The 21,531-nt window shown below is 38.7% G+C and carries 16 protein-coding genes; 10 read left to right on the forward strand and 6 right to left on the reverse strand.

Going from position 1 to position 21,531, the window contains the following annotated elements:
* Positions 1-40 precede the first annotated feature (40 nt).
* The 5 genes from AC012T_RS19860 to AC012T_RS19880 all read left to right on the forward strand — a co-directional run bounded on the left by AC012T_RS19860 (position 41) and on the right by AC012T_RS19880 (position 4,866).
* On the forward strand, positions 41-2,308 hold the full coding sequence (locus tag AC012T_RS19860; protein WP_487060449.1) for a PD-(D/E)XK nuclease family protein: 2,268 nt from the start codon (positions 41-43) through the stop codon (positions 2,306-2,308).
* A gap of 63 nt (positions 2,309-2,371) precedes the next feature.
* The gene (locus AC012T_RS19865; protein ID WP_487060450.1) at positions 2,372-3,220 is read left to right on the forward strand and encodes a radical SAM protein; all 849 of its coding nucleotides are present in this window, start codon (positions 2,372-2,374) and stop codon (positions 3,218-3,220) included.
* Positions 3,221-3,240: 20 nt separating this feature from the next.
* Entirely contained in the window at positions 3,241-3,864 is a 624-nt protein-coding gene (locus tag AC012T_RS19870) for a 4Fe-4S single cluster domain-containing protein (RefSeq protein ID WP_487060451.1), read from the forward strand.
* A gap of 414 nt (positions 3,865-4,278) precedes the next feature.
* Positions 4,279-4,551, forward strand: coding sequence for a type II toxin-antitoxin system Phd/YefM family antitoxin (locus tag AC012T_RS19875; RefSeq protein ID WP_487060452.1), 273 nt, complete (start codon positions 4,279-4,281; stop codon positions 4,549-4,551).
* A gap of 54 nt (positions 4,552-4,605) precedes the next feature.
* Positions 4,606-4,866, forward strand: a complete 261-nt coding sequence (locus AC012T_RS19880; protein WP_487060453.1) for a Txe/YoeB family addiction module toxin — start codon at positions 4,606-4,608, stop codon at positions 4,864-4,866.
* 102 nt (positions 4,867-4,968) lie between these two features.
* Here AC012T_RS19880 and AC012T_RS19885 read toward each other — a convergent pair whose 3' ends face one another.
* Together AC012T_RS19885 and AC012T_RS19890 are read right to left on the reverse strand one after the other, a co-directional pair.
* The gene (locus tag AC012T_RS19885) at positions 4,969-6,228 is read right to left on the reverse strand and encodes a dihydroorotase (protein ID WP_487060454.1); all 1,260 of its coding nucleotides are present in this window, start codon (positions 6,226-6,228) and stop codon (positions 4,969-4,971) included.
* A gap of 144 nt (positions 6,229-6,372) precedes the next feature.
* Positions 6,373-7,716: a histidine phosphatase family protein gene (locus tag AC012T_RS19890; protein ID WP_487060455.1), complete on the reverse strand. Its 1,344-nt coding sequence runs from the start codon at positions 7,714-7,716 to the stop codon at positions 6,373-6,375.
* Positions 7,717-7,811: 95 nt separating this feature from the next.
* Here AC012T_RS19890 and AC012T_RS19895 point away from each other — a divergent pair, with 95 nt between their 5' ends.
* Complete coding sequence (locus AC012T_RS19895; protein ID WP_487060456.1) at positions 7,812-10,841, forward strand: leucine-rich repeat domain-containing protein; 3,030 nt, start codon at positions 7,812-7,814, stop codon at positions 10,839-10,841.
* A gap of 219 nt (positions 10,842-11,060) precedes the next feature.
* Here AC012T_RS19895 and AC012T_RS19900 read toward each other — a convergent pair whose 3' ends face one another.
* Positions 11,061-11,408 (reverse strand): hypothetical protein, encoded by a 348-nt coding sequence (locus AC012T_RS19900; RefSeq protein ID WP_487060457.1) that lies wholly within the window; start codon positions 11,406-11,408, stop codon positions 11,061-11,063.
* A 103-nt stretch (positions 11,409-11,511) separates the two neighbouring features.
* Here AC012T_RS19900 and AC012T_RS19905 point away from each other — a divergent pair, with 103 nt between their 5' ends.
* The gene (locus tag AC012T_RS19905) at positions 11,512-12,537 is read left to right on the forward strand and encodes an IS630 family transposase (protein WP_487059111.1); all 1,026 of its coding nucleotides are present in this window, start codon (positions 11,512-11,514) and stop codon (positions 12,535-12,537) included.
* A gap of 271 nt (positions 12,538-12,808) precedes the next feature.
* On the opposite strand, the gene AC012T_RS19910 is transcribed toward AC012T_RS19905, so the two are convergent.
* Positions 12,809-13,624 (reverse strand): hypothetical protein, encoded by an 816-nt coding sequence (locus AC012T_RS19910; RefSeq protein ID WP_487060458.1) that lies wholly within the window; start codon positions 13,622-13,624, stop codon positions 12,809-12,811.
* A 728-nt stretch (positions 13,625-14,352) separates the two neighbouring features.
* On the opposite strand from AC012T_RS19910, the gene AC012T_RS19915 reads away from it, so the two are divergent.
* Both AC012T_RS19915 and AC012T_RS19920 read left to right on the forward strand, forming a co-directional pair.
* The gene (locus tag AC012T_RS19915; RefSeq protein ID WP_487060459.1) at positions 14,353-14,901 is read left to right on the forward strand and encodes a LemA family protein; all 549 of its coding nucleotides are present in this window, start codon (positions 14,353-14,355) and stop codon (positions 14,899-14,901) included.
* Between the two features lie 18 nt (positions 14,902-14,919).
* Complete coding sequence (locus AC012T_RS19920; protein WP_487060460.1) at positions 14,920-16,872, forward strand: DUF3137 domain-containing protein; 1,953 nt, start codon at positions 14,920-14,922, stop codon at positions 16,870-16,872.
* 247 nt (positions 16,873-17,119) lie between these two features.
* On the opposite strand, the gene AC012T_RS19925 is transcribed toward AC012T_RS19920, so the two are convergent.
* Together AC012T_RS19925 and AC012T_RS19930 are read right to left on the reverse strand one after the other, a co-directional pair.
* Positions 17,120-18,334 (reverse strand): DUF790 family protein, encoded by a 1,215-nt coding sequence (locus AC012T_RS19925; protein WP_487060461.1) that lies wholly within the window; start codon positions 18,332-18,334, stop codon positions 17,120-17,122.
* Positions 18,264-19,844 (reverse strand): DEAD/DEAH box helicase, encoded by a 1,581-nt coding sequence (locus AC012T_RS19930; protein WP_487060462.1) that lies wholly within the window; start codon positions 19,842-19,844, stop codon positions 18,264-18,266. Before AC012T_RS19930 ends, AC012T_RS19925 begins: the two co-directional genes overlap by 71 nt.
* A gap of 53 nt (positions 19,845-19,897) precedes the next feature.
* Here AC012T_RS19930 and AC012T_RS19935 point away from each other — a divergent pair, with 53 nt between their 5' ends.
* Complete coding sequence (locus tag AC012T_RS19935) at positions 19,898-21,205, forward strand: adenylate/guanylate cyclase domain-containing protein (RefSeq protein ID WP_487060463.1); 1,308 nt, start codon at positions 19,898-19,900, stop codon at positions 21,203-21,205.
* Positions 21,206-21,531 lie beyond the last annotated feature (326 nt).

Here is a 21,531-nt window from a genome sequence, read left to right on the forward strand (position 1 = left end):
ACGCACGAGGTATACTAACAAATCTATAAGGAGTGTATTTGTGGTTCCTGATTCTGTTTGGATTGTTGGTACTAGTCGCAGCGGTAAGACTACTCGCATAGCCGAGCAATTTTGTCACTGGATACAAATTGAGCATCAATATCCAGAATTATTTTATACGAAAAATCAAAATAAGAAAAAAGCTAAAAGCACAATACAAACATCAAATATCCTACCAATAGAACCTGGGGTTTTAGTTTTAGGCTCTAATGATGAGAATCGCCGTTTATTAAGTGATAAAATTGTATCCTTAACTTCAGGAAAATACCCAATTCGTGCTAAAACCACTTTGGGGTTCCTTCAGGACGAAGTTATTTTATTTTGGCCGTTATTAATTGAATCTTTGCAAATTAAAGCACAATTTCCTGTGAAATTACGTCCAGAAACTGAACAGGAGTTAGCAACAAAACTTTGGCGTTCTCAGTTAGATGTAGAGACATTGAGAAGTGCAGGAGTAAATGAATATCGCTTAGTCAGGCGTATATTAGATATATGGCAATTAGCTGCTTATAGTGGTACACCTTGCGAAGATATTGCGGAGATTTTGCAAAGCGGTTTTCAGGAAAGTGTTAATAATTTAGAACCTGATTTTTTGGCATCTTTGCTGCTAGATTGGCGGAATTGGTGTTTAGAGAGGGGAATGCTAACTTATGCTTTGATTACGGAATTATATAACCAACATTTGTTAAAAAATATTGATTATCAACAGCGTTTAGTCAATAGGTATCAGGCGATATTAGCAGATGATGTGGATGATTATCCAGCGATCGCTCATAATTTGTTTGAGTTTCTCTTAGATAACGGTGCAGTAGGGGCTTTTAGCTATAATCCTGATGGTGCAATCCGCTGGGGACTGGGTGCAGATCCCCAATATTTAGCAAAGTTAGCACAGCGTTGTCAGATAGAAACATTAAAAAGCCCAGCTTTAGATAGTTTAGCGACTCAACTGGCTCAACCGATGGTGAAAATAGTCACAGAACCAATGGCTATTTTCCGTTTACCAGCGTCTGTGCAACCGATTCAAACCCCTTCCCGCGCTCAACTATTGCGTCAAACAGCAGAAGTGATCATTGATGGAATTGAGACGGGAAAGGTAAAACCGGAAGAAATAGCGATTATTGCACCGGGTTTAGATGCGATCGCACGTTATACTCTCACAGAAATCTTAACTAAACACAATATTCCTGTAGAATCTCTCAATGACCAACGTCCTTTAGTTAGTTCACCTTTTGTTAGAGCATTACTCACCTTACTAACTCTAGTTTATCCTGGCTTAGGGCGCTTAGTAGACCGGGATGCCGTCGCAGAGATGTTGGTAATTTTAAGTCAGAGTCGCACCCATGACGGGGAAACAAAAGCATCTCATCAACCCAGAATTGATCCAGTCCGCGCAGGGTTAATCGCAGATTCCTGTTTTGTACCTCATCCAGATCACCCGCATTTGCTACCAGTGACAGCCTTTGAACGCTGGGATAGAATCGGCTATGAAGGCAGTAGAGCTTATGGGGAAATATTACAGTGGATAGAAGAACAAAAGCGATTCCTAGGTCGCGCTTCTCTACAAGACGCTACGCGAACGCTATCGCAGCAAAATCCTAATTTTCTACCCACACCAATTTTACTGCTATACAAAGCAATTCAAGACTTTTTGTGTAAAGATCAAAATCTCTCCTATGAGCAACTAGCCGCATTACGGGAATTACTAGAAACTGCTCAACACTATTGGGAAGTTGATACAAGATTAAGACAAACCGATTCCAGCTTACTCTCACTGCATAATCAACAAAGCCTCTGTACCAGCATTGCAGAATTTATTCAACTACTGCGACGGGGAACAATTACCGCTAACCCCTACCCGATTCATTCCCTTGGTAGCACCAGAAAAGCCGTGACTTTAGCGACAATCTTCCAATATCGTGCTAGTCGCAGATTTCACCGTTGGCATTTTTGGCTAGATGCAGGTTCACCCCTGTGGGCTAAAGGTGGTGCGGCCACTTTGTTTGGTGCAACCTTATTCCTACAAGATAGGTTAGGAGAACCTTGGACAGCAGCAGACGAGCAATTAGCAGAAGAACAAAGATTAAAAAGAATCTTAGCTGATTTACTCGCTCGTGTATCTGAAAAACTGTACTTATGTCACAGTGACTTAGCTGTGAATGGACAAGAACAACTAGGTCCACTGTTACCTTTGGTATATTCTTGCGAGATTATATCCGATATAACCCTACCTGTCTCCACAAGTTTTTCACAAACTAGTTCTACATTGTAAGTGAAAATCCAGTTAAGGGATTTCCATTTATCTAGATCGCAGACTAGGCTAAACGAGGTAATTATGAGTCTATCCCCATCATACGCAGAAAAAATAGAGTATTCCTCAGTTTATGGACTGGTAGATTCTTTGCGATTTGGGCGATCGCTTGGAGTCGATCCTATTGGTATCAACCCTACTTGCTCTTTTAACTGCGCCTATTGTCAGTTGGGTAATATCAAGCACCAAACAACTCAACGGCAAATTTTTGTACCCACCACCCAAGTCATCTCTGATTTGCAAGCATTTATACAAAACGAAACCCCAATAGATGTAGTTACCATCAGTGGTAGTGGTGAACCTACCCTCGCATTGAATTTAGAGGAAATTTTACAAGCTACGACATACATCATCAACAAACCATTAGTGGTATTAACCAATGGCACACTACTAGGTGATAAATCAGTCCGTGACGCTTTAACACTAGCCGATATTGTCTCCGTTAAACTAGATGCTGTTTCGTCAAATCAACTACGGCAGCTTAATCAACCATTAGATACAATTAATTTACCAGATCTCTTCCAGGGAATGGAAAAATTTAGACGGGAATATCGGGGATACATGGCAATACAAACCATGATTTTGTCTCCTTGGACAGCCGAAACTCTAGCAAATTACATCAACTTGATGAAGCGTCTCCAACCTGATGAAATTCAACTTAATATTCCTACCCGTTCCCGTGTCCTGGTTCATCAGTTAGAATCTAAAAGTAATGAGATTGTCGAATCTCGCGCTTATACCTGTGAAAATTTTAACTGTATCAGCCCAAAAGAACTCTATTCGATGGCTGAGACAATTCAAAATGTTACTCAAATCCCTGTACGTTGCTCTTCCAGGAGACAGCCTGAACAAAGCAGGAAGCAGAGACAATAATTATTTAAGGAGTTAAAGAGATGGAAACAAAGTCAACAGAACCATTATTAGCACTCCAGGAAATTCCCGCTGGCTATCTCAATATTATGGGTTATGTTGATAAATCAGAAGTTAACGGCCCTGGTTGTCGTGCTGTCGTCTGGGTGCAAGGTTGTCCTCGTGAGTGTGATGGTTGCTTTAATCCTGACTCGTGGACATTTGAAATTAACCAACTAGTAGCTATTGATACTCTCGCCGCAGATATTCTTAAAAATCCCCATAACACAGGTGTAACTTTCTCTGGTGGTGAACCATTTTGGCAAGCATCTGCATTAGCTAATTTAGCACGTCAGCTAAAAGCCGCTGGATTAAATGTGATGTCTTTTACTGGGTTTACTCTCAAGCAACTTCAATCAGAATCTGCACCTCCTGGTTCACAAGAATTATTATCACAATTAGATATCTTAATTGACGGGCCTTTTGTCCAGTCTCAAGCAGTTAATTCTCCTATGTCCCCCGTTTCTTCTAAAAACCAACGGGTTCATGTGTTTAACCCAGTATTAAAAGACCAAATTAGCTGGGCTAGTGACCAAATAGAAGTACATATTCTCAAAGATGGCGATCGCATCGTCACCGGTTATCAAGGTTGGTTAGAACTAACTTAGATTGGTGATTGGTGATTGGTAATTGGTGATTCAACACTCGGTACTCAGTATAGAAGTACATATTCTCAGAGGTTGTTTGAAAAGTCTCCTTCCATGTCATGCTGAGGAACGAAGCATCTCAGTATGTGGGCTAAACTCCAGATTCTTCGTTGCGTAAGACTCCACATGGCTAACGCCACGCTATGCCTACGGCACACTACGTGAACGCCAACAGAATGACAAATTATACGTCCCTAAACTTTTCAAACATGCTCTCAAAGATGGCGATCGCATCGTCACCGGTTATCAACTTGAGTTTGGACTAACCTGAATCAGCTATGGCGATAAATATTAACAAATTCTACCCCTCTTTCTTCCTGCCTTCTGCCTGATCTCAAAGACAAATATTCATACCCACCTACCTAATTAAAAAATATGCTCAGTGGAATTAAACAAAAAGCTATTGTTGGTAAGGATGGCAAAATCGAACTATCTACCACTGAACTACCAGTAGGAACAATTGTAGAAGTTATTATCTTAGTTGAACCACCCACAGAAGAAGATGAAACTACCTATCTTCTTAAATCAGAAGCTAACAAAAAACATCTCCTCAAAGCTATAGAAAATGTATCTCAAGGGAACTTAATTTATGTTGATTTAGATGAATATCAGGACTTACGCAAAACATCAAGTAGGGGTAATTCATGAATTACCCCTACGAAAGAATCAGGTTTCTGATTACTTCGTGCGTAAGTCCTAAATATGAAAAAAGTAGCATTTGAACCAGCAGCTTTTGAACAACTGGGTGCATGGGGAAAGGAAGATAAAAAGGTCTTTAAAAAAATCCTGGAACTAATTAAAGATATCCAAAGAGATCCATTTTCTGGAATCGGTAAACCAGAACCGCTAAAATATGAATTGCAAGGTTACTGGTCAAGACGAATTACTGATGAACATAGATTAGTTTACAAAGTTGAAGAAGATTTATTGATTATTCTTTCTTGTAAATATCATTATGATTGATGAAATGTGGTAGTTGTAAGCAGATGAGATATATTCAATTATATTTTTATGTTGGGTTGTGCTTCGCTTCACCCAACCTACTATTTTGTCACTGAGATTAAATTAACTCCAAGTTTGCAAAACGCGCCCTTGGATTTCTTGTCCAAACCAAGGTGTGTTATTAGAGAGTGTATGCAGATTTGTTCTGTTGATTTTCCAGGGTTGTAGAGGATCAAATAAGGTTAATTCGGCTTTTTCACCGGGTTTAATCGGTCTCATTTTTTGCTGCAAACAAGCTGCTGGTTGATTACTCAAAACTCGCCATAATTCCAAAGGTGTAAATTCCTCTGTTGCGACTAGATTTTGCCACAGTAGAGGTAATGCTAATTCTAAACCGATTGCACCTGGTGGTGATTCTGCAAACGCTTGGACTTTTTCTTCATAGGTGTATGGTGCATGATCAATAGCGATCGCATCTATGACTCCCCCACGCAAACCTTGACGCAAGGCAGTTACATCGCTGGGATTACCCAAAGGTGGCTCTAAATGCAAGGATGTGTGATAACTCTTAACATCACTTGTATCAAGTAACAAGTGCATCCAAGTCGTGCTGGCTGTAACTGGTAAACCTTGAAATTTAGCAGTGGCGATTAATTCCACACTCCGGGCTGTAGAAACCCGCATAATATGTACAGGTGTGCCAATAGCGGCGACTAACTCCAACAAAGATGCGATCGCACTAGTTTCGGCACTGGCTGGAACAGGAGGTAAACCCACACGCAAAGCCTCTGCACCTTCTCGCATCATGCCATTTAATGATAAAGAGCGATCGCATGGACAAAACGCCACAGGTTTACCAAAAGGTTGCAGATATTCCAACATCCGCTGCACCATTCCCAAATTTTCCCAAGGTTTAGCATCCGTAAAACCCACAACCCCAGCAGTAGCCAAATCAGCAAATTCTGCCAACTGCTTACCAGCTAAATCGAGAGTCATCGCCCCCCAAACCTGAAGATGAGGCGAGCCTTTCACCCCAACTCTCTTTTGCTGTAACTGTGCAACTAGAGCAGGATTATCAATAACCGGAGATGTATCTGGTAAAACAGCCACCCTAGTAAAACCACCAGCCGCAGCAGCAGCCAAAAACGAAACTAGAGTCTCCCGTTCTTCAAACCCTGGTTCACCAGAATGGCTATATAAATCCACCAATCCAGTCCCAAGAACTAAGCCACGACAATCTCTAATAGAAGTATCAGAACTAACATCAGAAACTTGTAGTGATATGGCTTGAATATCACCATCAACAATCAAAACATCACTTACTTGGTCAATTTCCGAAACCGGATCGATTACCCTTACTTGTTGCAGAAGTTCAGTTGCCATGCGCTATTAGCTATTACCTATCAGTGCTGAAAGTGCTTCAGATTTTTTTTACCCCTGTCATAAATAATAACGGCTTTAAAAGCCATAACAGAGAGCAAACCAAACATATATTTATTTTTTTCTTCCCGCACCCTGCACCTTATCCTATAATGCCCCTGCTGCCGTTTTATCTAACACCCCGCCACTTAAATGACTAGTGATATTCATTGCTTGCAACACTGGTAAACCATTTGCACCTGAAGGATAATCAATCACACTAACTGCGCCATTTCCCTGACGGAAATTCCAGAAATTTTCTGATGATAAACCCAGGATATGACATAGCAAGGTTTTATTAGTCGCATCATGAGCCACCACTAAACCGATTTGGAATTGATTTACCTCAGCAGCTTGTAATATTGACTGCCAAGCCACTACACTACGTTCCCGTACTTGTTGTAAATTTTCTCCTGCCGGCATTTGCACTTCAGCAGGTACATTGCGCCAGCGTTCCAACTCACCAGGAAACTCCTGTTCTATTTCTGCCTCAAACTTACCTTCCCAAGTTCCGTGACTAATTTCCCTCAACCCATCCAGCAATTCCAACTTGATATCAGGATGCTGGTTGAGAATAATTTCTGCTGTCTCCTTTGGACGTGCCATTGTACTGCTAAAAGCAAAATCAATTGCTATATCTTTGAGAAATTCCCCAGCCTTTCCCGCCTGGTTTCTACCATTATCATTGAGAGGAACATCAATTTGACCTTGAAACTTGCCTTGACGATTCCATTCTGTTTCCCCGTGACGTACTAATAACAATCTAAATCCTTTGTGATTCGGTCGTAAAGTGGGTAAAGCCTCACCCAAATGTTGCGTCTGATTCATTGATTCTAATTGCACCGGTTCACCCAAACCACCCGCAAAATTCAAAACGCTAATCGCGCAATTAGACTGTTGTAAACCATGATAACCACTGGGAGGAATACCCAAAGCCGTACTAATCAGAGCGCGGTTAATACCATTATGTCCAACAATGAGAATAGTTTCCCCTTGATGACGAGATAAAATTTCTTGCCAAAACTGCCTTGCTTGTTCATATAAAGCCAGAACCGGAAATAGTTCTCGTGTCCCCTGTGCATCATTGACAATCATCCGCAATTCGTGGGGGCGTTTTTTCCAGATGCTATAGTCATCAGCAAACTTATCTTTAACATCACTACTCAGTATTCCTGCCCACAAAGGTAAATCCACTTCTACCAGTTTTTCAGAAATCTGAATTACAGCAGACTTTTCCACCAACTCACTGTGAATAATTTCCGCTGTCAATTTTGCTCGGTTGAGGGGACTGCTATAAATCGCCTTAAATGCTATATTACTCAGGGCTTCACCGACTTTACCCGCATCGCTCCGACCTTGATCCGTTAACGTTGACGCATCAGTGCGTCCTTGAATACGTCTCTCAATGTTATATGTACTTTGCCCATGACGCACAATGATGACACGAGTCATTAAAAAACCTCTTCTCTCCAAAGGCCTAATTTTACTGCAAAACGGCTGATAGATTACTATTGGTGATTGGTAATTGGTAATGGGTGATTGGAATCATGACACAGGATGAGTTATTGGTACTGATAGATCGCGCTGCGGCTGAAGGGTGGGAAGAGTTAGACTTGTCGGGTAAAAATTTGACCGAGATACCAGAGGCGATCGCACAATTAACCAATCTCACCCAGCTTTCCCTCAGTAACAACCAAATCACGGAGATACCAGAAGCGATCGCTAAATTAACCAATCTCACCGGGCTTTACATCAATAACAACCAAATAACCGAGATACCAGAGGCGATCACCAAATTAACCCATCTCACCCAGCTTAATCTCAGTTACAACCAAATAACCGAGATACCAGAGGCGATCGCCAAATTAACCAATCTCACCCTGCTTGACCTCAGTAACAACCAAATAACCGAGATACCAGAGGCGATCGCCAAATTAACCAATCTCACCTGGATTCTCCTCTTTTGCAACCAAATAACCGAGATACCAGGGGCTATTACCAAATTAACCAATCTCACCGGGATTGGCCTCAGTAGCAACAAAATAACCGAGATACCAGAGGCGATCGCCAAATTAACCAATCTCACCCTGCTTTTCCTCCATAACAACCAAATAACTGAGATACCAGAGGCGATCGTCAAATTAACCAATCTTACCCAGCTTGATCTCAGATACAACCAAATAACCGAGATACCAGAAGCGATCACCAAATTAACCAATCTGACTGCACTTTTTCTCAGTAACCACCAAATAACCGAGATACCAGAAGCGATCACCAAATTAACCAATCTCACCCAGCTTGATCTGAGATCCAACAAAATCACCGAGATACCAGAGGCGATCGCCAAATTAACCAATCTCACCCAGCTTGATCTGAGATCCAACAAAATCACCGAGATACCAGAGGCGATCGCCAAATTAACCAATCTCACCCAGCTTCACCTCAGTTACAACCAAATCACTGAGATACCAGAGGCGATAGAAAGGTTGCCGAAATTGGAAAAACTAGATTTACGGGGAAATCCGCTTCCTATTTCACCAGAGATTTTAGGATCTTCTGATGATGTTGGTTCAGTTGAAGACATTTTCAATTACTTGCGATTACTCCGTAGCGGTGAAGTGCGTCCACTCAACGAAGCCAAACTCTTACTCATCGGACAAGGCAGCGTCGGCAAAACATCCCTCATCGAGCGACTAATCCGCGATAAATATAACAACAATCAACCCCAAACTGACGGACTCAATGTAGAAACTTGGAACGTGCAGGTCAATAGCAAAGACATCCGCCTGAATGTTTGGGACTTTGGTGGCCAGGAAATTTATCACGCTACCCATCAGTTTTTTCTGACCAAGCGCAGCCTCTATCTCCTAGTCTGTAATTGTCGCACCAGCGAAGAAGAAAACCGCATCGAATATTGGCTGAAACTAATCGAAAGCTTCGGCGGACAGTCCCCCGTCATTATCGTTGGCAACAAAAAAGACGAACAACCCCTCGATATCAACCGCAAGGCATTACGCGAAAAATATCCTAACATCCAAGCCATTATCGAAACCTCCTGCCAAGACAATATCGGCATTGATGAACTTCGCACCGCTATTTTGCAGCAAATCGCCAACCTCAAAGAAGTCTACGACCTTTTACCCCTTTCATGGTTTGAGGTTAAACAACAACTCGAATCCATGCCCCAAGACTTCATCAGCTACAGTAACTATATTGGCATCTGCTACAAAAACAATATTCCTGAAGAACAAAACCAAGATCAACTTATTGATCTCCTCCATCGACTTGGCTTAGTTCTCAACTTTCGAGATCATCCCATTCTCAAAGATACTAATGTCCTCAAACCCAACTGGGTGACAGAAGGCATTTACGCCCTGTTGAGCGATGAAAACCTCAAAACTAAAGCCAAAGGCATTTTCACCCCCACCGATCTCACCCGCATCCTCAATCCAGAGCGATACCCCACCCAGCGTCATGGCTATCTAATCGAACTAATGAAGGAATTCGAGCTTGGCTTTGCACTAGAATGTCACCCACCAAAATTCCTGATTGCAGGACTTCTGCCTAAAGACCAACCAGACAAAACAGAACTAGAAGGCGAAACCCTGGAATTTCAATACCATTACAAAGTTCTCCCCGAAAGCATCATTTCCCGCTTCATCGTCAACACCCACGACAAAATCTATAACCAAATCTATTGGCGCAGTGGTGTAATGTTGCAATATCAAGAAAACAACGAAATATACAACATCGCTCGTATCAAAGCCGACCCTGAAGACAAAAAAATCTTTATCACCATTAGCGGACGTAAAGAAACAAGGCGTACATTTCTTGGCATTCTCCGCAATGAATTCCAAAAAATCCACAACACCTTTGCCAAGCCCGAAATCACCGAATGGGTTCCCATCCCTGGCTATCCTAACCACCCACCCCTTGACTATCAAGAACTTCTGGGACTTGAGAAAATGGGCGTTCTTGAATATCCTATTGGTAAACTTTCAACAAACATTAATATCCGTCAACTACTTGATGGATATGAAGATATAAGAACTCGGCAAAGACAACAAATAGACAAAAATAGAGAGAACGAATTTATTGAAGTAACCCCCATTGAGAAACCTATTATGTCAGAAAGTATCAGAAACCAAATATTTGTTAGCTACAGTCATCAAGATCAAGAATGGTTAACAGAATTGCAAAAACAACTAAAACCCTATATTCGTGCAGAAGGTTTGATCGTTTGGGATGACACAAAAATCAAACCTGGCGCAAAATGGAAAGCCGAAATTGAGAAAGCATTAGCCACAGCTAAGGTTGCTATCCTGTTAATTAGCCCTGACTTTATAGCTTCTGATTTCATCGACAAACATGAGCTACCCCCCTTACTCGATGCAGCCGAACAAGAGGGATTAACAATTTTCTGGATTCCAATTAGAGCAAGCGCATACAAAGTAACCGAAATCGAAAAATACCAAGCTGCTCACCCTCCAAATAGACCCATGAAAAGTCTAAGTACGGCAGAATGTGACGAAGCTTGGGTGAAAATTTGCGAAGAAGTTGCAGCGATAATGAAATAGAATCTATCTCAATATTCACCAAATTCCACTTAATTGTGATGGAAATAGGAAGCAAATTATGCACAGAACTAATCAAGCATTAATCCTGAATGTGCGGGTTGCTGTGGAATGTATTAGACATCTGGTGGTACTTAAATATGCGTCCTTTAAAACCCTTATAGAGACATTGTATGCAACATCTCTACATTCATTTTCCCAGATTTCTAATGTCGGCGAGTATCAATTACTATTACCATCACTCAAATCTAACTGTAACTGTAAGCCGTCATTTTCATTCAGATTTTGATATGCGGGTTGTAAAAATATAGGAGTAGAAGGAATTGTTATTGACTCACTCAAAGGCAATTGTTCAGAAATGGTGTTTTCTGAATTTTGATTATTGGACATTTTCTCAAAAAACTTACCAAAATCATTAGCTGAACTGCGGTCATTAATATTAGCTAAAGAATCACCCTTTAAAGTAAAACTTCCAGGTTGAGGCTGTGCAGTTGATTGTGCATACACGGCGCTATTTAAGCTCAAAAAAGCAGCTATAATTGTTAAGGTAGCAGGAAACTTAGCTTTCATTGATTTGCTGTTTTTAATAAACATATAGCAATCCGGAATCATTCATGAGAAAATACGGAGAGAGCTTAAAAGTAACGTTTGAAACCAAGGTGCAGGTGTGGTGATGTGGATACAATTATTAGAAGATTTTATCAAAAATAATAAAGAGCCACGTGAAATCAAGCGAGCTACAGCAGTAAAAATGCTGTTATGTGGATACAAGCATGAAGAGATAATGCCAATATTAGGTGTCTCATCTGGCTTCATTAGTACCTATAAAAAAGCATTTTTTAAACTGGGGCTGGAAGGGTTAAAACTAGGGCATAAAGGAAGTAAAGGTTTTCTAGATGAGCTTCAACGTGCCGAGGTAATGGAATGGTTGCAAACCAAAGACAGATGGACTTTAAATGAATTAGAGTACTATATTGCCTCAGAATATGGAGTAACATTCTCCTCAAAACAAAGTTACTACGATTTATTTGATGCTGCCAGTATTAGTTGGAAGAAAACTCAAGCAAATAATCCAAAATATAACCAAGAATTAGTAGATTCAAAAAAAAAAGAGATTTGTGAGTTGTTGGAGACGCGACGGCCTCAAATAGAGACAGGAGACCTAGTTGTGTTCATGGTAGATGAATGTCATTTACTTTGGGGGGATATAATAGGGTATGTTTGGGGGAAAACTAGTGAACGAGTAACAATACCAGTAGTAAATGCTCGTGATAAACAAACATATTTCGGTGCATTGGATTATAAAACCAAAGAATTTCTCACGTATAAAGCTGAAAAAGGTGACTCTAAAAACACAATTAATTTTTTAGAATATCTTCAAAAACAGCGACCTGGAGCCAAACTTTTAATAATTTGGGATGGTGCAAGTTATCATCGTTCACAAGAAATTCAAGATTATCTAGATTCATTAAATCGTGAACTTGAAAAAGAACAATGGTGGATTACCTGCTTGAGATTTGCCCCGAATGCACCACAACAGAATCCTGTAGAAGATATTTGGCTACAAGCAAAACGATTAATTAGAGAGTTTTATTTTTTCTGTCATTCTTTTACTGTAGTCAAGGCGTTATTTGAGTTATCCATTCATTGTCAAATTTTTGACTTTCCAAAACTTTATGAGTATGGTGTTTTCTCATGAATGATTTAGGATTGCTATATTCTTACATCCGACAATTATAAATCTGACTTTAGATAGATTTGTATTTGCGAATACATTATTTAATAATCATGCTCGTCTTTAGTTAAGTTATTTAAATAATGAAATTTTCCTTTATAAAAACCCCGAAAAGTATAAATAAATCTAATAATCTTTGATTAAATTCTTAAGAAAAAATTAAAATAATTCATAAATAAAAAATATTGTATGGTGGGCATTGCCCACCTATTCCTAATTGAGTTCTAACCTGTTATCAATCATTAACACTCACGAGTTGAGGAAGTTGAGATACACGAACATTTAAGAAGTAAGCGAGAACTTCTTGCCGCCAAGCATCATAAATTTTTGGTAAATCATCAATATCTGTACCAATAGCTTCATGAGTCAGTTGCCAATGCTCTTTTAAGTAGGGATTTCGTCTTTTTTGCCCTTCTTCGTCAACTTCTAACACTTGTGCAACTAAATCTGCTTTCTCTGCTGGTGAGGCTTGGTCATACTTGCGTTGCCACCAATTTACTACCCCTAAACGGTGAAAAGCTTCTTCTGGTTGAATTTTGGTTGCTGAAAATTTAGCTGATTCTGGATCACTAATTTTACTGGTGCGGCTATTGACTAATAAAGATGCCACAATGTGCATTTCATAATGTAATTCAAAAGCCAAAAAACCTTGCCAATTACGAATTGGTAAATCTCCCATATAGTCCCAATGTTTTTGAACTTGTCGTTGTATATCTTGAATGGGATCACGTCCAGATATAACTTGCGCCCGTTGACGGGTATTATGAGCGTGTGCGCCATCATCACCAATTTGGCGGCTTAAAAATAACTGAAGTTCTGGGTCAGGAATTTGACCAATTATCTGAGCGCAAACTTGAACAATAAACAAATCATGCGCCGCACCTGCTACCCGAAAACGGTAGAATTTTTCAATTTCCTCTGCTGTTTGTGGGGGTTTGGTTTCATGTAAACGCTTTTTTGGTATATGGGGTGCTTGTTGATTAATGATTTTATCAAATATTTCTAGTTCTAAGTCAGTTGACCAAATGGGACGGCTAATAGTTGAATTCATGTTAAGAATAGGAGTCAAAAACAAGATAATTACCGATTACCAAATCATTCTTCAAAAGCAATTAAGCTAACTTTTATTTTTCAGTATTTGTCATTATTCATCCTCGTTTTTAGGTAGTCTGTTTATTTTCGCACATAATTTATATTAAAGTTCGATACCTGAAAAGTAGCTAATCTAATATTTAGAGATTCACTACTTTGTTATTCTGTCAACTTAAGCAGTTTTTTAAAATTGGTATTAAGCACTTGATTATTATAGGACTTACGCAAGATGTGACCGAAACCCTGATTCTTCCGTAGTGGTAATTCATGAATTACCGCTACTTTTGTTGTGTTGTGCGTAAGTCCTATATTAAAACTTAATACTTTAATCTCATTAGCTTATTTTCTTGGTTCTTCCGCACTGACTATGCTAAGGTATAAAAACCCTATTATATAGCAGTTGTTGTTTGAATGAGGTACAACAACCTCGCCTCCAACCTCCTTCCCGCAAGCGATAAGGGGGATATGACACACCTCATGTGATGAGGAAACGCTATATAAGAATTTTAGGTCAATTTATTAGGTAAGTTGGCGTAAAAAATAATGAACCCCTTTATAAATAAAGGTTATAGGGTAAATAAACTCATACTTGGTATTAACTAGATACTGAAGAATCCGTATATTCTTACAGTTATTCCAATACAAGGGTAATCATCATCACTGAAATCTATGAAAGTTTTCATCATCATGATTAGCATTTCGCTAGTACTAGGTGTACTATTTACTAAGCTATACAACGGCTTAGTTTATAAGAAAAATCAAGTCGATAATGCTTTTTCAACTATAGATGTACTACTGCAAAAAAGATGGGATTTAATTCCCAACCTGGTAGCAGTAGCACAAAATTATAAGGAATTTGAGCAGACAACATTAACAGAGATTGCCAGACTGAGAAATCAAGTAATTTCTGAGCGAGTTAATCAAAGTACTAGAATTCAATTAGAAGACCAAATTTCTAAAGCTTTGGGTAACATTTTAGTAACTGTAGAAGCTTACCCAGAGTTGAAAAGTAACGAGAATTTTCTTCAACTCCAATACTCAATCACTGAGGTCGAAGAACAAATTTCTGCCGCTAGACGTTTTTATAACTCGGCTGTCACAGAATACAATAATGGAGTGGAAATGTTTCCTTCTAACATTTTAGCTTCTGGAATGAACTATCAGCCAAAAGTGCAGTTTCAGGCTACATCCCAAGAAAGACAAAATGTAAATGTTAGAAACCTATTTAATCAATAGATTGTTGCACTAAATTCTATGTCTACGAATGAGTTAGAAATCCTACAAACTGGTTTAAATTCTTTAAAGCAAGGACTTTACCCAGAAGCAATAAATTCACTACAACATTTCTGCCAAATCTACGAAGTCAATGGAAAGACAAATGCTAAGGAATATCTACAAGCACAGGTAGGTTTAGTCCAAGCTTTTCATCATACAAAAAATTCAGAAGCAGCCCGTACTATAGCTCAAAGACTCCTGACAATTCAAAATCCCCAAATAATAGCTTGGGCAAAGAAGTTTTTAGAATCTTTACCTGTTGAATCTTCTAGCAAAACCTCAACAGAAACTAATTCTCTCACTGTTGAATCAACACCCTTAGCAACAACTGCAAAACCAACTTTAACACCAGAGAAAGCAGAGGAATTATTAAACAATGGGAATAAAGCATTAAAATTTCAGCATTATGCTGAAGCAGTTCAAGCTTTAGAAGAATTTTGTCAATGTGCTGATGATCAAGTAAAATACTATAATCAGGCACAGATGTGGTTAGTAAAAGCTTACAAAGGGAATGAACAACTAGAGGAAGCGATCGCACTGTGCAAACAGCTTACCACAAGTCAGCAAGCATCAACCAATCTTTGGGCAACAAAATTTCTGACTACTTTAGTATCAGAAAGCGAAATTCCTCAATCATCCACACCACAAGAAGCAACTAACTCAGTACAATCTCAACCTAGCTCAACATCTAGCCAAGGGTCTGTTGTTGAGATGAAAATGAAAACCTTAGAAGAATTCAAAAGTTTTTGTCAACAGAGCTTATTAACCGACTTACAAGATTTAGAATCAGTCAGAAAACAAGTATTAATATCTATAGTGGTTGTTGGTGTCATTGTAGCAGTAATATTTTTGGCTGATATTAAGTTTTTGCTGCTAGATATTATCATGCAACTGATAATTATATATAAAATAATTCCTCTAGAATTAATATTTTTGTTTCTTGTCATATTTTTGGGATGTTTATGGGGTTGGATTGCCTTTTATACATCATGCACAGAAACATATGCTAGTGGTTTTAAATCTAAGATTATTCAAAAGATTTTTGATTTTATTAATTATAATCAGTCCCTTAGTTATTATGAGCAACCTTCAGCAGAGGATGATAGATATGTAATGTCTGGTTTTGCCCATAGCCAAATGTTTCAAACTCTATTAAAAGCTAATAAAATTACTCAAAATGATTGTATTTTTGGGAAAGTTGGAGAAATACCAATTTATTTTTCGGAAATTTCTGCCCAATTTGAAATCCAACACACTTGGGCAAGATATTTTGATTTTGCATATCACATAAAAGTACTTGCATTATCTAACATCCCTAAATTTATCAGGAGAATGATATTTGGTCTTATGTTGCCTTTCTATATAATTATTTTAATATTTCAAACTTTGAAAGGCACTCCTTATGTATTCAGCAAAATGATCGGAGGAAAAAAAATAGATTATCAAAGTTTTAAAGAAGAAGTATTAAATAACGAAGTAACTAGAAAATTAATTTTTAAAGGTTTATTTTTTCAAGCTGATTTTCCTAAAACTCTAAAATCTAAAACAATAGTTGTACCCAATCTTGTCAACATCAATATCAACGCTTTACCCAAAACTACTAGACAATTAGTGAAGCTAGAAGATCCTAACTTTAATCAGTATTTTACTGTCTATGCTAATGACCAAGTTGAAGCTAGATACGTCTTGTCTACCACCTTAATGGAAAAGTTAGTTAAATTTCGACAAAAAGCCCATAGAAATATTTATGTTTCTTTTATAGACAACATGATATATATTGGCATCGAGTATGCAGGAGATATCTTTGAGCCTCGGCTATTCACAACAATGTTAAACTTTGCACCCATGCGTGAATATTTTGAAAATATCCAATTAATGTTGAGAATTGTTGAAGACTTAAACCTCAATAGACGCATCTGGCAGCAAAATTAATAAAAACCATTGAAGAAGGATTCAGGAGTCAGTAGCCAGGAGTCAGAATCAAGACGCTCGTTCCTCGCTAACGCTGCGCTATCAGTCGGGGATACCCTGCTCTAAACAAGCTAATAGTTTAACCAAATATGGAACCCCTCTCCAAACCTCTCCCCGCAACGGGGAGAGGCTTTGAACTGTTCTTTGTATTATCAAAAAGTCCAGGTTTTAGCCGTTTTGAGTATAGCAATTACCAGAATTATCAAAATTATTCCATTACAGCTAAAACTGCTTTTGGTAATAACTTTTCTTTAAACCAAACTATTCTTGCAGGGACATCATTTAATTTTACACCGGCTTTTTCTAAATTCAATCTTTCGGAAATTGCTAAAATTAAGTTATCGCAATTTGCACGTCTGACTTGAGAAAACTTTTTTTGTAAATATTCTGGTCGCCAATAACCAACAATTTCTAATAAAAAACTGCGTCCATCAGGATGTACTAAGCGAAAATCGGGAATCATCACACTGCCAGGAATGGGTATTAAATCAACTTCTCTTTCTAGTACCCAGCCACTTTTTAGGGCATTCCATTTATCAGCAAATGATTGTTCTAACATACTATCATAAGGTTTACCTGGTGGATAGTGAGAGACTAAACCACATTCTGAATTAAGGGTAAATCTGCCTGTTTTCCATTCATTTGTATAAAAATCTCGTGTTTGTAAAGTTGCTGCTAAACTCCATTTGGTGACATGAAGTAAAGCGGGAATCATTTTGGCTATTGATAAACCATAACGAGTACTTGGAGTAAATAAACTGGTCGGGCCATCAATGCTAATTGTAAAACCGTGGTCAGCATCACCTTCAATATAAGCCATTAATTGAAACAACTTCAAATAACGAAATAACAGCTTATATTCTCCTGGAACATTGCGGTGAGCATTTAATATCAATTGACTGGCTTTATAAAAGACACCTTGCACTTGAGACAAATTATATCTATGTAATACATTTTCTGGTTTTGGGGCATCAAAAGCAGTTAAAATTTTATTTTCAGATAAATCAGCATACAGTCCATGACGGACTTGAATTGGGAGAACTTCCTGCTGTAATTCCTGACTTAACTCATCAGCAACCTGGGTTAAGGTTACTTCTGTTGCTTCCCGACTAGGAACAGATTTTGCAGCTAAAGCAAATACCCGTTCTCTTAACATTGGTGGTTCTAGAGGACTAACAACTTCAAAAGTACAAAAACTACTCTTGAGAATATAAGCCAAACCCCGCTTCATTCTATAATCTGTAGTATCACCTTCAAAATCTGATAATTGACCTTCAAGAACACCTTGAGTTTTCCCCACAGCTTCCTGAAAAAAATTAATTAAATCAGTAGTTAACTGCAAATGTTTATCATCAAGTTTCAGTCTCTTCGGGATAATTTCCTCCCCGTTTTGACGATGAATCAGTAACTCCGTTGGTAACATCTTTCTTCTGGGTTGAATAATTAATTTCTAACTGTTCAGCAGCCTTCAAATCTCTTTCCTTCCCACCCCCATAAACAACCTTTAAATTCCCTTGATGATGATTTTCTTCCCTGCTCCCCTGCTCCTCTGCTCCCCTGCTTTTATTCTCCCCTCTTCTTCTAGCCGAAGTTCCTTCCTCACTAGTATCCTCAGCCACGACTTCATATAAAATCGCCTGTTTATTTTCAATATTACCCTTACGTAAAACCCTCCCCAAACGCTGAATATATTCCCTTGCTGAACCAGTACCCGACAAAATAATTGCTATGGAAGCCGCAGGAACATCAACCCCCTCATTTAAGACATGAGAAGCGACCAAAGTATTATATTCACCTTCCTTAAACTTAGTTAAAATTTGATGCCTTTCCTTTACAGGAGTTTGATGAGTAATAGCTGGAATTAACAAATCTTGAGAAATGCGGTAAACCGTGGCATTATCGGCTGTGAAAATCAAAATTCGTGCTGGGTAATGTTCTGCTAACAAATCTACAAGGATTCTGATTTTACCATCAGTCCCCAGAGCGATTTCTTTTGCTTGCCGATGTGCTAACATTGCCCTGCGTCCGATTTGCGATCGCGCACTCATTTGCACAAACATCTGCCAACCTTGCAGACTGCCTAGAGAAATCCGTGATTGTTTCAAAAAATCATTGCGAGTTTGAATTAAATTGTTATACCTTTCTCGCTCAAGTTGAGATAACTTCACCTTAATTTGCACAATTTGATGTTCTGCTAAAGCCTTACCTGCTAAGTCTTCAGCCCGTTTGCGATAAACTTCTCTGCCAATGAGAATGTTTAAATCAGCGTGTTTGCCATCTGTGCGTTCTGGTGTAGCAGATAATCCTAGTCGATAAGGTGCGATCGCATATTCAGCAATTACCCGATTAAAATCTGTCGGTAAATGATGGCATTCATCAAAGATAATTAAAGCATATTTATTACCCAAACTTTCCGCATGAATAGCCGCACTATCATAAGTAGCCACCAAAATCGGTGTCCTATCCCGTGAACCACCACCCAGCAACCCCAACTCCGCATCAGGAAACGCCGCTGTTAGGTGTGCATACCATTGATGCATCAAATCCAAAGTTGGGACAACAATCAACGTTGTCCGTGGTGTCGCTTGCATCGCCATTTGTGCCAAATAAGTCTTACCCGCAGCCGTGGGTAGCACCACAACCCCCTGCCTTCCTGCCAATTTCCAGGCTGCTAAAGCCTCAGTTTGGTGGGGATAGGGAGTCATTTCTAAACTGGCAACCAAATCTAAAGGATAAAATCCCTTAGCCTCATCAATAAAGTCCGTCTCGGACTCTTGCATTGCCTCAACTAAAGACCGATATCTAATTGCCGGAATCCGAAATTTTTCGATTCTATCATCCCATGTCGCATAATCTATCCAAGCTTTGCTGCGTGGTGGAGGGTGTAAAATTAACGTGCCACGATCAAAAGTTAAGGTGGGGTTGCGACCCATTTAGGTTTTCTCCCAGCTTGTTCACATTTAACTACTAATAACTTAAAAAGTGCATGATTCCCAAAAGAGATTTTGGCATAACTCAAATAGATGCGTTATTTACCCCAGAAATATCCGACTGGCAGATAGATGAAAGCTTTGTCACATCCTACAGAGAACAGCGACGGCAGTTTCTGCTTAAACGCCTACAACTGCAAACTAAAATAATGCTGATTGCAGGGTTAACACTGACTGCTTTTTTTATTTGGGTAAATCAGCAACCACAGGAAAAAATCTACGCCTTTAAAATTGGTTTCTTAATTGAATTTTTCATTTTAGTTTGTTGGTTGTTATGCAAAACTCCTCTTGGTCGTCGTTACCCACATATATTTTTTTTAAGTCTATCTTGGTCTGTAACTTGCGTTGTCCAAATTTATACGGCAGTTCTTTTTAATTTTGTAGAGCCTTTTACTAATATTTGGAGTTTGATGTTTATCACTCAAGCAACACTTATTCCTGTATTATGGCGAAGTCATCTGATATCGCAAATCGGTACAATTGTCTTTTATTTAGGATTATATCTGATCTATCGTCCACAATTTAGGAACCCATTATATTTCTATGTGGAAAATGGAATTTATTTATTTTGGACAGGAATAATTTGTGTGTTTTCTGTTTATTTATATGAAAAATTAAAAAAACAGGAGTTTAGAGCTAGACAAGAATTAGAAATAGCCCAGCAAAAATCAGAAAAACTCATTTTAAATATTTTACCAGCAGTGATTGCTGAACAACTCAAACAGGAACATACTACTACAATTGCTGATAGCTTTTTAGAAGTTACAGTTTTATTCGCTGATATTGTGGGATTTACAGAACTTTCTAGCCAGACCTCACCACCCCAACTAGTCGAATTTTTAAACGAAATATTCTGCATATTTGACGAATTAGCAGAACGTCATGGAGTAGAGAAAATCAAAACCATTGGTGATGCCTATATGGCTGTTGCGGGTTTACCCAATCATCGTAGTGATCATGCCATAGCTATAGCTGATATGGCATTAGATATGCAACTGGCTTTAGCTCAGTTTAGCCAAGAACAAAACCAATCGTTTCGTATCCGCATTGGTATTAGTACCGGCCCAGTAGTCGCAGGGGTAATTGGGTTAAAGAAATTTGCCTATGACCTGTGGGGAGATACAGTCAATACTGCTAGTAGAATGGAATCTCATGGTATTGCAGGTAGTATCCAAGTTTGTGAAGCTAGTTATGATTTGTTAAAAGAAAAGTATTACCTGGAAAAACGTGGCTTAATTAAAGTTAAAGGTAAAGGGGAAATGAATACTTATTTACTCTTAGGTACAAAAACAATTAAAAATTAATCAGCTTTTTCTTATCAAGTCAATAAAGAAATACTATAGTTGAAATTATGATGCCTATAACTAACCTAAGTTTGTGGTTATAACCGTAATGGATAAATAGGGTGATAGGATAAAAATTCATCCTTTCTGCTGAAATCTTAGCATGGTGTTATCAGGATATCTGATATCTTTCTTGTGTGCATCCCCAAATATTTGTAAATACCCCTAAATTGTCCTTTAGAGGGTGTTTGAAAAGTTATGGTTGATGTATCAAATATTTTTTACCCCACCCTAACCCTCCCCTTGCTAAGCTACGGTGTACACACAAGTCCTATTTAAGATTAAAT

It is taken from the genome of Anabaena sp. EIM26, from assembly GCF_057568715.1.

Excerpts from the sequence above, each read along its gene's own strand:
- AC012T_RS19865 (WP_487060450.1), top strand. The coding sequence starts at position 2,372 with ATGAGTCTATCCCCATCATACGCAGAAAAAATAGAGTATTCCTCAGTT.
- AC012T_RS19870 (WP_487060451.1), top strand. The coding sequence starts at position 3,241 with ATGGAAACAAAGTCAACAGAACCATTATTAGCACTCCAGGAAATTCCC.
- AC012T_RS19875 (WP_487060452.1), top strand. The coding sequence starts at position 4,279 with ATGCTCAGTGGAATTAAACAAAAAGCTATTGTTGGTAAGGATGGCAAA.
- AC012T_RS19880 (WP_487060453.1), top strand. The coding sequence starts at position 4,606 with ATGAAAAAAGTAGCATTTGAACCAGCAGCTTTTGAACAACTGGGTGCA.
- AC012T_RS19885 (WP_487060454.1), bottom strand. The coding sequence starts at position 6,228 with ATGGCAACTGAACTTCTGCAACAAGTAAGGGTAATCGATCCGGTTTCG.
- AC012T_RS19890 (WP_487060455.1), bottom strand. The coding sequence starts at position 7,716 with ATGACTCGTGTCATCATTGTGCGTCATGGGCAAAGTACATATAACATT.
- AC012T_RS19895 (WP_487060456.1), top strand. The coding sequence starts at position 7,812 with ATGACACAGGATGAGTTATTGGTACTGATAGATCGCGCTGCGGCTGAA.
- AC012T_RS19900 (WP_487060457.1), bottom strand. The coding sequence starts at position 11,408 with ATGAAAGCTAAGTTTCCTGCTACCTTAACAATTATAGCTGCTTTTTTG.
- AC012T_RS19905 (WP_487059111.1), top strand. The coding sequence starts at position 11,512 with ATGTGGATACAATTATTAGAAGATTTTATCAAAAATAATAAAGAGCCA.
- AC012T_RS19910 (WP_487060458.1), bottom strand. The coding sequence starts at position 13,624 with ATGAATTCAACTATTAGCCGTCCCATTTGGTCAACTGACTTAGAACTA.
- AC012T_RS19915 (WP_487060459.1), top strand. The coding sequence starts at position 14,353 with ATGATTAGCATTTCGCTAGTACTAGGTGTACTATTTACTAAGCTATAC.
- AC012T_RS19920 (WP_487060460.1), top strand. The coding sequence starts at position 14,920 with ATGTCTACGAATGAGTTAGAAATCCTACAAACTGGTTTAAATTCTTTA.
- AC012T_RS19925 (WP_487060461.1), bottom strand. The coding sequence starts at position 18,334 with ATGTTACCAACGGAGTTACTGATTCATCGTCAAAACGGGGAGGAAATT.
- AC012T_RS19930 (WP_487060462.1), bottom strand. The coding sequence starts at position 19,844 with ATGGGTCGCAACCCCACCTTAACTTTTGATCGTGGCACGTTAATTTTA.
- AC012T_RS19935 (WP_487060463.1), top strand. The coding sequence starts at position 19,898 with ATGATTCCCAAAAGAGATTTTGGCATAACTCAAATAGATGCGTTATTT.